Origin of the sequence: Leisingera caerulea DSM 24564 (genome assembly GCF_000473325.1) — a bacterium.
GTDB lineage: Bacteria > Pseudomonadota > Alphaproteobacteria > Rhodobacterales > Rhodobacteraceae > Leisingera > Leisingera caerulea.
Map to the genome: position 1 here is coordinate 1,315,842 of NZ_KI421513.1, position 13,436 is coordinate 1,329,277.

Sequence of the window (13,436 nt, forward strand, 5' to 3'; positions counted from 1 at the left end):
GCCGTACCTAGGTTCCGACTCCAGTTGCCACACACTCATGGAGACATGCATATGTCCACCGTTGCCGTCACCGACGCCACTTTTGACGCCGAAGTCAAGAACTCCGACATCCCCGTTGTGGTGGATTTCTGGGCTGAGTGGTGCGGTCCCTGTAAGCAGATTGGCCCGGCTCTGGAAGAGCTGGCCGCGGAATTCGACGGCAAGGTCAAGATTGCCAAGGTCGATGTAGACAGCAACCCGAACGCCGCCGCTGCCATGGGCGTGCGCGGCATCCCGGCGCTGTTCATCTTCAAGGACGGCCAGGTGATTTCCAACCGCGCCGGCGCCGCCCCCAAGGCTGCGCTGCAGAGCTGGATCGAAGAGTCGATCTAAGCCTGATCCATTTACCGGATTTCATAGGGCTGTCCCCGCGGGGGCAGCTCTTTTTTGTCTGGCAAGTTCTGGTGCTGCGGAACGGGTCAAACTGGCTCTTCCCTTGGCCCGGCCACCCTGCAAGTGTCCCTCCCGGAACAGGTACAGGAGGCGATATGGCCAAGACACGGGTCCTGGTGGAATTCGGCATGGGCACATCGCTCAGGCGCGAGGACTACACCGAAGCCGCCCGGCGCGCCATCACGGACGCGCTGTGGCACAATTCCGTCAACATGGCGGAACTGTTTGATTTCTCAAAAGAAGACATGATTATCGAAGCCGAAATCGGCGTGCAGCAGCCGGACGCTGTGGATAAGGAGCTACTCCTGGAAATCTTTCCCTACGGCCAGCCCAGCATCCGCGTCGTGAAAGGCGGGCTCGACATTGAAAAGCCCCACGGCGGGCGCACAGTGATCGCCAATGCAGCGGTGGTCGTGTCATTTGACATGGAGGCCGCGGAATGAGCGAAAAGCGCATCATCCTTGAAATGGGCACGGGTAACGACCTTTATGGCCAGGACTACACCAAGGCGGCCCGCCGCGCGGTGCAGGATGCGCTGCACCATTCCTCGATCACACTGTTTTCCAAGCTGAGACTCGATCACAGCGAAATGCGGGTGGAAGTGACCATCGGCGTGCAGCAGCCGGAGGCGGTGGATTGCAACCTTGTGGCCCAGGACCTGCCGCGCGGCCGGGCCAGCGTGCAGGCCGTGAAGGGCGGTCTGGATGTGGAGGATGCCGAAGAGGGCACCCGTCATGTAATCGCCACCGCGGCGGTCGAAGCCTGGCTGCCGGACCAGGCCGGAAAATACAAAACCGGCACCCCGGAATGAACAAAGCCGCCCGTGCAGGGCGGCTCATTCAAGGTTCTTGATCATCAAAGATCAGAGCTTGGTGATGTCGGAACGGTCCAGACCGATATCTTCAAGCTGGGCATCGGTCAGCTGTGCCAGAACCTTGCGGGTTTCGCGGGCCTCATACCATTCCACAATGGTGTTTTTGACATTGGCCACTGCGTCGACCACGCGGAGAACGGTGACTGCTCCGAGCGGCGCATGAATATTTGCGGTCGTCATTTGCGCATATCCTTCTGAGAAACAGCCGACCCTGTGCCGGTTGTGAGGCTGATTTAGGGTGTGGTGCCGAGACTCACAATTGCCGGTTCATCAGCCCCGATTTGCAATTGCTGCATAGCAGCGAATTGCCAAGCAGGTGCTGCATGACGGCGGAAGTCGGCCGCTCTCTTGTGCCGGCGGGGGGATGGTTCCATATAGGGGGCAACCAAACGGAGGCATAAATGGCAGACGATCAATTCCCCGGCTGGCACGGCACCACCATCATCGGTGTCAAGAAGGGTGGCCAGGTTGTCATCGCCGGCGACGGCCAGGTGTCGCTGGGGCAAACGGTGATTAAGGGAACGGCCCGCAAGGTGCGCCGCCTGTCGCCCGGCGGGTTTGACGTGGTGGCAGGCTTTGCCGGATCGACCGCTGACGCCTTTACCCTGCTGGAACGGCTGGAGACCAAACTGGAAGCCACCCCCGGCCAGCTGGCGCGGGCCAGCGTGGAACTGGCCAAGGACTGGCGCACCGACAAGTACCTGCAGAAACTGGAGGCGATGCTGATCGTCACCGACGGCAGGGACATGTTCGTGATCACCGGCGCCGGCGACGTGCTGGAGCCTGAACATGACGTGGCGGCCATCGGCTCGGGCGGCAATTTTGCCCTGGCAGCTGCCCGCGGCATGATGGACAGCGGCCGATCCGCCGAAGACGTGGCGCGGGACGCCATGGCCATCGCCGCCGACATCTGCGTCTACACAAATGGAAACCTGACCGTCGAAACCATCGGCGGCTAAGAATTTCGAAAAAATTCTTAGCAAAACTTTTCGCTGAAAGTTTTGTCCCCGGGAAAGGACTGACATGACCGATCTGACCCCCCGCGAAATCGTCTCGGAACTGGACCGCTTCATCATCGGCCAAAAAGAGGCCAAGCGTGCCGTGGCAGTAGCCCTGCGCAGCCGCTGGCGGCGCAAACAGCTCGCAGACGATCTGCGCGACGAGGTATATCCGAAGAACATCCTGATGATCGGCCCCACCGGGGTCGGCAAGACCGAGATCTCCCGCCGCCTGGCTAAACTGGCCCGCGCGCCTTTTATCAAGGTGGAAGCCACCAAATTCACCGAGGTCGGTTATGTCGGCCGGGACGTGGAGCAGATCATCCGTGATCTGGTTGACAGCGCTATTGCGCAGACCCGCGAGTACATGCGCGAAGACGTGAAAGCGAACGCACACAAAGCCGCCGAGGAGCGGGTCTTGGAAGCCATCGCCGGCACCGATGCGCGCGAAGCCACCCGCGAGATGTTCCGCAAGAAGCTGAAGGCGGGAGAGCTGGACAATACCGTGATCGAACTGGATGTGGCCGACACCTCCAACCCGATGGGCATGTTTGAAATTCCCGGCCAGCCTGGCGGCGGCAATATGGGCATGCTGAACCTTGGAGATTTGTTCGGCAAGGCGATGAGCGGGCGCACCACCCGCAAGAAGCTGACTGTCGCCGAGAGCTATGAAGTGCTGATCGGCGAGGAGGCCGACAAACTGCTGGATGACGAGACCGTCACCCGCACCGCACTGGAGTCGGTGGAGCAGAACGGCATCGTTTTCCTGGATGAGATCGACAAGGTCTGCGCCCGTCAGGAGACACGCGGCGGCGATGTCAGCCGCGAAGGCGTTCAGCGCGACCTGCTGCCGCTGATTGAGGGCACCACCGTCAGCACCAAGCACGGCCCGGTGAAGACCGACCACATCCTGTTCATCGCCTCGGGTGCCTTCCACATTGCCAAGCCGTCGGACCTGCTGCCGGAACTGCAGGGCCGCCTGCCGATCCGGGTGAACCTGCGGGCGCTGACAGAAGAAGACTTTGTGCGGATCCTGACCGAGACCGACAACGCGCTGACCCGCCAGTACACTGCGCTGATGGGCACCGAAGAGGTTGAGGTCACCTTTACCAAAGACGGGATCGCGGCCTTGGCCAAGATCGCTGCCGAGGTGAACCAGACGGTGGAAAACATCGGTGCGCGTCGGCTTTACACGGTAATGGAGCGGGTGTTCGAGGAGCTGTCCTTTACCGCGCCAGACCGCTCGGGCGAAGCTGTGACCGTGGACGCAGCCTTTGTGACGAAGAACCTGGGCGAGCTTGGCCGCTCATCCGACCTCAGCCGTTACGTGTTGTAAACCGCCAATGCGGATTGCAGGCGCTGGACATCGGCGGCAGGTGCAGTAGCCTGCCGCTAGGTCATCAAGGTGGGACAATATGCTAAGGCTGCGCCTGATTTGCGGTGTGATGCTGGTACTTTTGACAGCTTGCACTGACAGGTCTTATTCCCCCACCTTTCCCGCGGCCTTGAACGTGGGCACCCCCAAGACCGTATTCGCCGCCACCAACCGCGACCAGCTGCCGGATGGTACCTTTGGCGCGGAGCGGGCAGAGGGGTACAGCCTGCTTGAACTTACCGTTTCAATTCCGCCGGAGCATACTCCCGGTTCATTGAAATTCGGCTACCGGAACCCGGATCCCGTCACTGAGTTCACCATGGCGGGACGGAAGAAATTCGAAAGCGACGCCGCATTCGGCACACGGCTGCAGCAGGAACTGGCCAAGTTCCCGCCAAAGGAGCGCGACATTACCGTGTTTGTGCATGGCTTCAACTCTACCCAGGCCGAGACTGCATTCCGGGCGGCTCAGCTGACCCATGACATCGACGTTCCCGGCGCCACGGTGATCTATTCCTGGCCCAGCAAGGGCCGGCCGCTTGGCTATGCCTATGACGGCGACAGCGTCCTGTTTGCCCGCGACGGACTGGAACAGTTGCTGCGAAAGCTGCGTGTCGCCGGTGCGGGCCGGGTGGTGGTTGTCGCGCATTCCATGGGCGGGCTTCTGACCATGGAGACATTGCGCCAGATTGAAATCCAGACACCGGGGTGGACCTCCAGAAACCTGGGCGGCGTGGTGCTGATGTCGCCGGATCTGGATATTGATGTGTTCAAAACCCAGATGCGCCGGTTCCGCACGGTACCGCAGCCGTTTCTCATCTTTGTTTCCCGCAAGGACAACGTGCTTACGCTGTCGCAGCGCCTGCGCGGGCTGGACGGGCGCGAGCGGCTTGGCAATCTGGATAATATTGAGGAGCTCAGCAGCCTGCCGGTGGAAATCATCGACACCACCGCCTTTGCGGACGAGGCGGAGTCACAGCATTTTGTGACAGCCACCTCGCCGGCGCTGCTGGCCCTGCTGAACGGCGCACGGGAAACCGCGGATACGTTTGCCGACGACCCTGAGCGTTTGCAGGCCATTCTGCCGGGTCAGATCGTAATTCGGGAGAATGCCGTCAAAGTGGCCCTGACAGGCAGGCCCGCGGACAACAGGTAACGGGCCAGTCCTCAGCGGTTGCGCCGCAAGTAGACGTAATAGGCGCCCTCGCCGCCATGGCTGATGTGCGCCGGCGTGATCTGCAGCACCGCTTGCGCCAAGGGCGGCAGCGCCAGCCATTGCGGCACCTTGTGGCGCAGCACGCCGCGCGGCACAGGCATCGGCCCAGGCGCGTCGCGATTTTTGCCTTTGCCGGTCACCACCAGCACCAGCCGCTTGCCGGACGCCTGAGCCGACAGGATGAACCGGGTCAGGGCAGGGTGCGCCGTGTCGATGCGCATCCCGTGCAGGTCCAGCTTGCCCTCTGGCTTCAGCTTGCCGCGCTTCATGCGGCGGAAAGCTTTTTCATCCATTTGCAGCGGGTCACTGGCCAGGCTGCGGGCAATCGAAGGTTTCAGATCGTGCTTCACCGGCTTGGGTTTGGCTCGGCTGCCGACCTCGAACGGGTCCAGGCGGGGTTCGGGCTGCTTGACCGGTTTGGGTTTCGGCATTGGCTGGGCAGGCGGCGACGAATGGGTGCCCGGATGCAAACGCTCCGTGTGCTTTACGACCTTGTGCCAGAGGTCGATCTCATCGCCTGTCAGTTTCCGCCGTGTCATTCAAAGGTCTTCCGGCAACATCGCATAGGCCCGCTGGATTGGCAGCAGCACTACCATCCGGCCCGGGTCTTTCATCGTGCCGGCGGTCTCGCCGGCCTTGTCGCCGGTGCCGACAAAGATGTCAGCCCGCTGAGCGCCCTTGATGGCAGAGCCGGTGTCCTGCGCCACCATCAGCCGGCGCAGTGGCATGTGGCCGTCCTTTTCCACCCAGACCGGCGCGCCCAGCGGGGTATAGGCTGGGTCGGCGGCAATTGTGCGCATCGGCGTGACTGAGCGGTTCATGGCGCCAAGCGGCCCCTTGGAGGCCGCCACTTTGCGCACCTCGCGGAAAAACACATATGACGGGTTGTGAAACAGAAGTTCCTTGCCATCCGCGGGATTGCGCCGGACCCAGGACTTGATCACCTGTGCGCTGACCTGATGGGCGTTATAGACGCCGCGGCGCACCAGCTCCTTGCCGATGGATTTATACGGGTGTCCGTTGGCGCCACCATACCCGACGCGGATCATGGAACCATCCGGCAGGCGGATCCGGCCGGAGCCCTGGATTTGCAGAAAGAAAAGCTCTACCGGGTCGTCCACCCAGGCAATTTCCAGCCCGCGGCCCTGCATCACATCACCGGAGAGGATATCGCGGCGGGGCAGCCAAAGACTGGTGCGGCGGGCTTCCGGCGGCATCTTGTAGACCGGATAGCGGAAGCGGCTGGTCTGATACCGGGAGCCATTCAATTCCGGCTCAAAGTAGCCGGTGAAAAGGGCAGGGTTTCCATCCTCGATCAGCACAGGGCGGAAGAACAGCTCAAAGAAGGCGCGGGCGCCTTCAGGCGGCTGCGACTGGGCGGCCTTGCACAAGGCAGCCCAGTCCGGATCCCTGAGGTCTCTGCACGTTCCTAGAAATACCTGCAGCGCCTGCGCGTGATCGTCCTGCGCCCAGCCATCGAGCTGCCCAAAGTCCAGAATGCTGGACACGGTCTCGGAGTGCGCCCCGGAGGCGGTCATCGCGGCACCTGCAATCGCAGCTGCCCCAAGTGCCCCCCGAAGCGCCGCAATCATGCGTCCGTCGCAACCAGCTGCCAGTTGGGGTCGTCACTGCCCATGTTGCGGGCAAAGACCCAAGTGTCCTTCTGGCGCTTGATCGCCTTGGGGTCGCCCTCGACGATGTCGCCGCCGCGATCGCGTACCACCGAGGTCATCTCGCCGACAAAGCGCATGGTGATTTCAGCGCGGCCGGTCTGCGGGTCGAACTGCGCGTCCTGCAGGGTGGTTTCCCGGACGCCGATGAAGTCGGCCTCGATCTTGTAGCCCTTGTCCTCGCGCTGCGCGACGGCATCCACGAAGCTGTCGAAGACATCTTCCGCCAGGAACGGCTGGATGTCGTCCAGATTGCCATGCTCGAAGCCCATCAGGATCATTTCATAGGCGCCGCGCGCGCCTTGCACGAATTCCTGAACCTGGAACGAGGGTTCAGCCCGCTTCATTGCAGCCAGCGCCTGGGCCTGCTGGCTGCCTTCCGCCACATAATCGGTGATGTCGCGGTCCGGGCCGCCCTCGATCACCTCCAGATCCGGGCGGCGGCCCCGGGCTTCGGATTGCGGCAGCGGCGGCTTTTCAAAGCCTTCGCGTGTTCCCAGAACGCTTTTTAAGCGCAGGATCAGAAACACAGCAATACCGGCCAGAACCAAAAGCTGAATCACAGGCGACTCCATGGATACCTCATGCTAGGCGTTCGTGCTTTGTTTGAAACCAAAGCTGTCACGTCTTATGTAGGTGACGGGCGGGGGCAAGTCTACCGCCCGGGTGTATGATCTCAAGGAATCCCCGATGTATCTCTTCCTGGCCTTTCTGATGGTTCCCATCATTGAAATCGCTCTGTTTATTCAAGTTGGCGGTGCCATCGGCATGTGGCCGACCCTGGCCATCGTGGTTCTGACCGCGGTTCTGGGCACTTGGCTTGTGAAAACCCAAGGGCGTATGGCCATGGGACAGTTGAGATCCTCGTTCCAGCAACTGTCCGACCCGGCAGAGCCTTTGGCCCATGGCGCCATGATCCTGGTAGCCGGTGCGCTGCTGCTGACCCCGGGTTTCTTTACAGATGCCGTCGGTTTTGCGCTGCTGATGCCACCAGTGCGGCTGGCGGTTTACCGCTACCTGCGCGCCCGTGTCACAGTCACGCAGTTCCAGATGGGTCCCGGCAGCATGCAGGGCCGTCATTATCCCGGTACGGCAGGCCGGCCCGATGAAGTGATCGACGGCGACTATGAAGATGTGACCCCCGCCGACCGGCGCGGCGGGCCCTCCGGCTGGGTTGACGGTCCCCGTTGAGGAACCTGTACCAAGCTGATAAGCACGGTCCAAAGCATATTTTCAGGAGTACCTACATGGCCGAAAACGGCGAAGCCCAGCAGCAGCCGCAAGTCCAGATGAACATTCTGGGCCAGTTCATCCGCGACATGTCGTTTGAAAACGTGATGGCGCAGAAAGGCTCCGGCGGCGAGGTTCAGCCCGACGTCAGCGTGCAGGTGAACCTGGATGCGAAGAAGCGCTCGGCCGAGAACCAGTATGAGGTTGTCACCAAGCTGACCGTCGAGTCCAAGAATAAGGAAGCCGGTAACGTCCTGTTCGTGCTGGAACTGGAATATGTCGGCGTGTTCAATATCGTCGGCGTGCCGGAAGACCAGCTGCACCCGTTCCTGCTGATCGAATGCCCGCGCATGACCTTCCCGTTCCTGCGCCGCATCGTGTCCGATGTGACCCGCGACGGCGGCTTCCCGCCGCTGAACCTGGACAATATCGACTTTGTGGCAATCTACCGCAACGAACTGGCCCGCCGTCAGTCCGAAGCGGCAGCAGCGGCTCCTACACAGTAAGGTTTCAAACATTTGAAACAGAAAACGCCGCTGAGGTTCAGCGGCGTTTTTCTTTTGCGGACCTTCCCGGGATCAGGAGGCTTTCCACAAAGCCTCATCTCCCAGCTTGTCCACAAATGCCTCATGCGCTGCCATTTCGTCTGCGGTGATCCGTGCGGGCAGAGGGGCTGGACGCGGCACAGGGCGCCAGTCATCTTCTACCTGCGAAGAAGTGGAAGAAGACTGGGAGGACAAGCCAAAATCCGGCTGGCGGCCGCCGATCAGCTCCAGATAGACATCCGCCAAAATTTCAGAGTCGAGCAGCGCCCCGTGCAAGGTCCGGTTGGTGTTGTCGATGTTGAAGCGGCGGCACAGCGCATCCAGCGTCGCCGGCGAGCCTGGGAACCGCTTACGGGCCATGGCCAGCGTATCAAGCGCCTGATCCATCGGCAGTTTCGGCAGCCCCATCCAGTCCAGTTCCGCGTTCAGGAACTTCATATCAAAGCTGGCATTGTGAATGACCAGCCTGGAGTCCTGAACAAAATCCAGGAACTTCTGCCCGACCTTGGCAAAGACCGGCTTGTCCCGCAGCGTCACCGCACCGGGTTCCGGCTTTTGCGGCGGCTCCAGCAAGTCGGGGCCGATACCGTGCACCGAAAACGCCTCCGCCGGCATCGAGCGTTCCGGGTTGATGTATTCGTGAAACGTCTTGCCGGTGGGCATGTGGTTGTACAGCTCCACCGCACCGATCTCGACAATCCGGTCGCCGGAGAACGGATCAAACCCGGTGGTCTCGGTATCAAGAACGATTTCACGCATGGCTCAGTTTACTCCTGATATCTGCAAGGATCTCCGCCACCTGCGCCTCGGCATGTTCGAGCGTGTCCGTCTCAATCACGTAGTCGGCGCGGGCCATCTTCTCCTCAATCGGCATCTGTTTCTGCAGGATATGGCGGAATTGCTCAAACGTCATTGTGCCGCGGGCAAGAACCCGCTCCTGCTGGGTCTGTGCATCCACGGTCACGCAGGCCACGGCGTCCATTTCAGCGTTGCCGCCGGTTTCAAACAGAAGCGGGATATCAAAGACCAGGATATCGCTTTGCGCTTTGTCCCGGAAGGCCGCGCGGTCCTGCGCCACCAAAGGATGCACGATTGCTTCAATCCGCTTCAGCGCCGCCGGATCCTTGCCGATAATCAGCTTCAGCGCAGCGCGGCTGACCTCTCCATTCTCTACAGCCCCGGGAAAAGCCGCTTGCATCAGTCCTACAGCTGCACCGCCTTTGCCATAGAGTCGGTGAACAGCCGCATCCGCGTCCCAGACCGCGCAGCCCTGATCGGCAAACAGCTGTGCCGTAGTGCTTTTGCCCATGCCAATGGACCCGGTGAGGCCAAGGCAAAAGCTCATCCGAGCACCGCAGCCCGGGTGGCATCATCAACTTCGGGCCGGCGGCCGAACCAGCGCTCAAACCCTGGGACCGCCTGGTGCAGCAGCATGCCCAAACCGTCGACCACAGTGCAACCCGCCTCTTCCGCTGTTTGCAGCAGGCTTGTTTTCAGGGGTGCATAGATCAGATCAGTCACTACAGCACTGGACCGCAGACCGTCCAAAGGCACCCGCAGCCGCGGTTTGCCCACCATGCCAAGCGAGGTGGTGTTCACGATCAGCCTGCCTTCCTCGATGGCGTTGCCGGCCTGGAGCCAATCCACCACCCGGATCCGGTTGCCAAAATCCTCTTGCAGCTGCTCCGCCCGCTCACGCGTGCGGTTGCTTAGAAGGATCTCCGGCACGCCGGCCTCCAAAAGCGAGGCGACGACCGCACGGCAGGCGCCGCCAGCCCCCAGTACAACTGCCGGCCCTGATTGCGGGTCCCAATCCGGAGCGCCCTGATGCAAGTTGGTGATAAATCCATAACCGTCAGTATTGTCGGCCAGGATGGTGCCGTCATCACGGAAAATCAGAGTGTTTGCCGCGCCGATCAGTTTGGCCCGGTCGGTGACCGTGTCGGCAATGTCCATCACCGCCTCTTTATGCGGGATCGTGACATTGGCCCCCACGAACCCCATTTTTGGCATCGTCCGGATGGTTTCCGCCAGGTCCTCAGGCTCCACATGCATCGGCACATAGTGCCCGGCGATACCATGTGTTTGCAGCCAGTGGCCGTGCAGCTGCGGGGATTTGGAATGCGCAACCGGACAGCCGATCACGCCGGCGAGCGGGATTTTTGCTTCTGTCATTGCTCGATCACCCCTTGCAAACCCAGGTAACTGATAATCTCCATCAGCGGCAATCCCAAGACATTAAAGTAACTGCCCTCGATGGAGGCGAACAGCCGAACGCCTTCTTCCTCCAGCTTGTAAGCTCCCACCGCATGGCGGATGCTGTCCCAGTTGCGGCTGACATAATCTTCCAGATAGGCGTCCGAACACTTGCGCATTACCAGACGAACCTGGCCAACATGCCTCCAGATGGGCTCACCTTCACGATAGATCACCGCCGCCGACAGCAGCATGTGCCGCTTGCCGCGCATTTCCTTCAGCTGGGCCAGCGCGACCTCTGCGCTCGCCGGCTTGGAGAGCAGTTGTCCCTCGAAATCCAGAACTTGGTCGCACCCCAAAACCAATTTACCTGGATGCTTGGCGCTGACTTTGCGCGCCTTGGCTTCTGCCAGCGTATCGGCAATGTCCCGCGGCGGCGCTTCCTCGGCCAGCAGCGCGGCCTTAATCGCTTGTTCGTCCAGTCTCGGCACATCCGTTTCAAATTCGATCCCGGCCTGACGCAGCAGATGCGCCCGGATTTCGGAACCAGAAGCCAGCACAATGTGGGCAGTCATGTGGAAAACCCCGTGGGAAAGAAGCAGACGGTTTCAGGACGTTTTGTATGGTTTTCCACGCTCAAGTAAAGACTCCAGGGGTTGACGCAAATCCCGGGATTCAACCCGCTGAGTCGTCCTTTGTGAGTCAGGATAACTTTGAATCCGTGGATATGCCGGCTCTCCCGGGATCATCCCGCTGTTATCCCCAAGCACGGGAAGGTAAAGACATCCTTAACACGCCTTATTTTCCAGGCTCCGGCGGGAAATCCAAGACTCCTTTCCCATCAATGCTGGAATCTTATCCCTGCTGGGGATAAGCGAAGGAGGATTCACTTATCCACCGGAATCCACGCACACTACAAAAACATCATCCTTCTAATATTCTTTTATTTATTAGGGTGATCAGATCTGACCGGGGAGAACTGCCCATGGACCTGACAGACGTGATGTTCACGCTCTACCCATATGCCAAATCTCTGCACATCATGGCGGTACTCAGCTGGATGGCGGGTCTATTCTACCTCCCCCGTCTGTTCGTGTATCACGTGGAGCAGGCTGAGAATGTGCAGGAAGCCATTCCGATCTTCCTTACCATGGAGGAGAAGCTTCTCAGGATCATCATGCGCCCTGCCATGTACGTGTCCTGGGCCGCAGGGCTGTTCATCGTGCTGACCCCAGGGATCGTGGACTGGAGCTATGTGTGGCCCTGGACCAAGGGCGTTTCAGTGATTGCCATGACCTGGTTTCACCACTGGCTGCTGTTCCGCTACCGCGATTTCCAGGAAGGGCGGAACAGGCTGACAGGCAGGCAGTTCAGGCTGATGAATGAGGTGCCGACAGTGCTGATGCTGGTGATCGTTGTTTCAGTTATCTTCAAATTCTAGCGCAAAGGCGCAGAAACGGGCCCAGCATCGCCGGAACGCTTGCAGCCGGCGTTTGACTCACCTGAAACGAGTCCCTATGTATGGCTCTCAACGGACCCGTCCGGGTATCCCGTGTTTTCCAAACCTGTCGTGTGACCGACCCCCGGCTAAGCGGGGAGTAGAGGCCGTATCTATATGACCGTGCAATCCCTGAACCTGTCTGATCTCAAGGCGAAAAGCCCCAAAGCGCTGCTGTCGATGGCAGAGGAGCTGGAGATCGAAAACGCCTCGACCATGCGCAAGGGCGAGATGATGTTCCAGATCCTGCGGGAACGCGCGGATGAGGGCTGGGACATTGGCGGTGACGGGGTGCTGGAAGTGCTGCAGGACGGCTTTGGCTTCCTGCGTTCGCCGGAGGCAAACTACCTGCCGGGTCCGGACGACATTTACGTCTCCCCAGATATGATCCGCCAGTATTCCCTGCGCACAGGCGACACGGTCGAAGGCCAGATCAAGGCGCCGCTGGAGACAGAGCGCTACTTTGCGCTGACCAATGTCACCATGATAAATTTTGAAGAGCCGGAAAAGGCACGTCACAAGATCGCCTTTGACAACCTGACCCCGCTCTACCCGGATGAACGCCTGAAGATGGAGATCGAGGATTCCACCATCAAGGACCGTTCAGCCCGGGTGATCGACCTTGTGGCCCCCATCGGCAAAGGCCAGCGCTCGCTGATCGTGGCACCGCCGCGCACCGGTAAGACTGTGATCCTGCAGAACATCGCGCATTCGATCGAAAAGAACCATCCGGAGTGCTACCTGATCGTCCTGTTGATCGACGAACGCCCGGAAGAGGTGACCGACATGCAGCGGTCCGTGAAGGGCGAGGTTGTTTCCTCTACCTTTGACGAGCCGGCCACCCGCCACGTCGCAGTGTCGGAAATGGTCATCGAAAAAGCCAAACGCCTTGTCGAACATAAGCGAGATGTTGTTATTCTTCTTGATTCGATCACAAGACTTGGTAGGGCTTTCAACACCGTGGTGCCATCTTCGGGTAAAGTTCTGACCGGTGGCGTCGACGCCAACGCCCTGCAGCGGCCTAAACGCTTTTTTGGTGCCGCCCGGAACATCGAAGAAGGCGGCTCGCTCACGATCATCGCCACCGCGCTGATCGACACCGGTTCGCGCATGGACGAAGTGATCTTCGAAGAGTTCAAAGGTACCGGCAACTCGGAAATCGTGCTGGACCGCAAGATTGCCGACAAGCGCGTGTTCCCGGCCATCGACATTCTCAAGTCCGGCACCCGCAAGGAAGACCTGCTGGTCGACAAGGGCGATCTGGCTAAGACCTTTGTGCTCCGCCGGATCCTGAACCCGATGGGAACCACCGACGCGATCGAGTTCCTGCTGTCAAAGCTGAAGCAGACTAAGTCGAACTCCGAGTTCTTCGATTCGATGAACACCTGATCCGGGCCGGCGA

At 60.3% G+C, this 13,436-nt stretch carries 18 protein-coding genes; 10 read left to right on the top strand and 8 right to left on the bottom strand.

Annotated features, from left to right (window positions below; all coding sequences use genetic code 11):
• The first annotated feature begins 51 nt into the window (after positions 1–51).
• The 3 genes from trxA (at position 52) to CAER_RS0113800 (ending at position 1,243) form a co-directional block, all read left to right on the top strand.
• The gene (gene trxA / locus CAER_RS0113790; protein ID WP_027235903.1) at positions 52–372 is read left to right on the top strand and encodes a thioredoxin; all 321 of its coding nucleotides are present in this window, start codon (positions 52–54) and stop codon (positions 370–372) included.
• A gap of 155 nt (positions 373–527) precedes the next feature.
• Positions 528–875, top strand: coding sequence for a Lin0512 family protein (locus CAER_RS0113795; RefSeq protein WP_027235904.1), 348 nt, complete (start codon positions 528–530; stop codon positions 873–875).
• Positions 872–1,243 carry a Lin0512 family protein gene (locus CAER_RS0113800; protein ID WP_027235905.1) on the top strand — a complete coding sequence of 124 codons (372 nt, stop codon included), beginning with the start codon at positions 872–874 and terminating at the stop codon, positions 1,241–1,243. The genes CAER_RS0113795 and CAER_RS0113800 overlap by 4 nt, the downstream gene beginning before the upstream one ends.
• A 51-nt stretch (positions 1,244–1,294) precedes the next feature.
• Here CAER_RS0113800 and CAER_RS0113805 read toward each other — a convergent pair whose 3' ends face one another.
• Positions 1,295–1,486, bottom strand: a complete 192-nt coding sequence (locus CAER_RS0113805; RefSeq protein ID WP_027235906.1) for a DUF1127 domain-containing protein — start codon at positions 1,484–1,486, stop codon at positions 1,295–1,297.
• A 221-nt stretch (positions 1,487–1,707) separates the two neighbouring features.
• On the opposite strand from CAER_RS0113805, the gene hslV reads away from it, so the two are divergent.
• The 3 genes from hslV to CAER_RS0113820 all read left to right on the top strand — a co-directional run bounded on the left by hslV (position 1,708) and on the right by CAER_RS0113820 (position 4,835).
• Complete coding sequence (gene hslV / locus CAER_RS0113810; protein WP_027235907.1) at positions 1,708–2,265, top strand: ATP-dependent protease subunit HslV; 558 nt, start codon at positions 1,708–1,710, stop codon at positions 2,263–2,265.
• A gap of 64 nt (positions 2,266–2,329) precedes the next feature.
• Positions 2,330–3,640, top strand: coding sequence for an ATP-dependent protease ATPase subunit HslU (hslU, locus tag CAER_RS0113815; RefSeq protein ID WP_027235908.1), 1,311 nt, complete (start codon positions 2,330–2,332; stop codon positions 3,638–3,640).
• A gap of 79 nt (positions 3,641–3,719) precedes the next feature.
• A complete protein-coding gene (locus CAER_RS0113820; protein WP_027235909.1) occupies positions 3,720–4,835 on the top strand; it encodes an alpha/beta hydrolase in 1,116 nt (371 codons plus the stop codon).
• Positions 4,836–4,846: 11 nt separating this feature from the next.
• On the opposite strand, the gene CAER_RS0113825 is transcribed toward CAER_RS0113820, so the two are convergent.
• Genes CAER_RS0113825 through CAER_RS0113835 form a run of 3 tightly spaced genes read right to left on the bottom strand, consistent with a single transcriptional unit; the run spans position 4,847 to position 7,140 of the window.
• Positions 4,847–5,434, bottom strand: a complete 588-nt coding sequence (locus CAER_RS0113825) for a Smr/MutS family protein (protein ID WP_027235910.1) — start codon at positions 5,432–5,434, stop codon at positions 4,847–4,849.
• Positions 5,435–6,487: a murein transglycosylase A gene (gene mltA, locus CAER_RS0113830; RefSeq protein WP_027235911.1), complete on the bottom strand. Its 1,053-nt coding sequence runs from the start codon at positions 6,485–6,487 to the stop codon at positions 5,435–5,437.
• Positions 6,484–7,140, bottom strand: a complete 657-nt coding sequence (locus CAER_RS0113835) for a Tim44/TimA family putative adaptor protein (RefSeq protein ID WP_027235912.1) — start codon at positions 7,138–7,140, stop codon at positions 6,484–6,486. The genes mltA and CAER_RS0113835 overlap by 4 nt, the downstream gene beginning before the upstream one ends.
• 115 nt (positions 7,141–7,255) lie before the next feature.
• Here CAER_RS0113835 and CAER_RS0113840 point away from each other — a divergent pair, with 115 nt between their 5' ends.
• Both CAER_RS0113840 and secB read left to right on the top strand, forming a co-directional pair.
• Positions 7,256–7,756, top strand: a complete 501-nt coding sequence (locus CAER_RS0113840; RefSeq protein ID WP_027235913.1) for an FxsA family protein — start codon at positions 7,256–7,258, stop codon at positions 7,754–7,756.
• A gap of 56 nt (positions 7,757–7,812) precedes the next feature.
• Positions 7,813–8,301 carry a protein-export chaperone SecB gene (gene secB / locus CAER_RS0113845; RefSeq protein WP_027235914.1) on the top strand — a complete coding sequence of 163 codons (489 nt, stop codon included), beginning with the start codon at positions 7,813–7,815 and terminating at the stop codon, positions 8,299–8,301.
• Positions 8,302–8,373: 72 nt separating this feature from the next.
• Here the strand turns inward: secB and dnaQ are convergent, their stop codons facing one another.
• Genes dnaQ through CAER_RS0113865 form a run of 4 tightly spaced genes read right to left on the bottom strand, consistent with a single transcriptional unit; the run spans position 8,374 to position 11,111 of the window.
• The gene (gene dnaQ, locus CAER_RS0113850) at positions 8,374–9,099 is read right to left on the bottom strand and encodes a DNA polymerase III subunit epsilon (RefSeq protein ID WP_027235915.1); all 726 of its coding nucleotides are present in this window, start codon (positions 9,097–9,099) and stop codon (positions 8,374–8,376) included.
• Positions 9,092–9,685, bottom strand: coding sequence for a dephospho-CoA kinase (coaE, locus tag CAER_RS0113855; RefSeq protein ID WP_027235916.1), 594 nt, complete (start codon positions 9,683–9,685; stop codon positions 9,092–9,094). The genes dnaQ and coaE overlap by 8 nt, the downstream gene beginning before the upstream one ends.
• Positions 9,682–10,515, bottom strand: a complete 834-nt coding sequence (locus CAER_RS0113860; RefSeq protein ID WP_027235917.1) for a shikimate dehydrogenase — start codon at positions 10,513–10,515, stop codon at positions 9,682–9,684. Before CAER_RS0113860 ends, coaE begins: the two co-directional genes overlap by 4 nt.
• The gene (locus tag CAER_RS0113865; protein WP_027235918.1) at positions 10,512–11,111 is read right to left on the bottom strand and encodes a Maf family protein; all 600 of its coding nucleotides are present in this window, start codon (positions 11,109–11,111) and stop codon (positions 10,512–10,514) included. Before CAER_RS0113865 ends, CAER_RS0113860 begins: the two co-directional genes overlap by 4 nt.
• Before the next feature lie 410 nt (positions 11,112–11,521).
• Here CAER_RS0113865 and CAER_RS0113870 point away from each other — a divergent pair, with 410 nt between their 5' ends.
• Together CAER_RS0113870 and rho are read left to right on the top strand one after the other, a co-directional pair.
• Complete coding sequence (locus CAER_RS0113870) at positions 11,522–11,977, top strand: CopD family protein (protein ID WP_027235919.1); 456 nt, start codon at positions 11,522–11,524, stop codon at positions 11,975–11,977.
• Positions 11,978–12,151: 174 nt separating this feature from the next.
• Positions 12,152–13,423 carry a transcription termination factor Rho gene (gene rho, locus CAER_RS0113875; RefSeq protein WP_027235920.1) on the top strand — a complete coding sequence of 424 codons (1,272 nt, stop codon included), beginning with the start codon at positions 12,152–12,154 and terminating at the stop codon, positions 13,421–13,423.
• Positions 13,424–13,436: the final 13 nt, after the last annotated feature.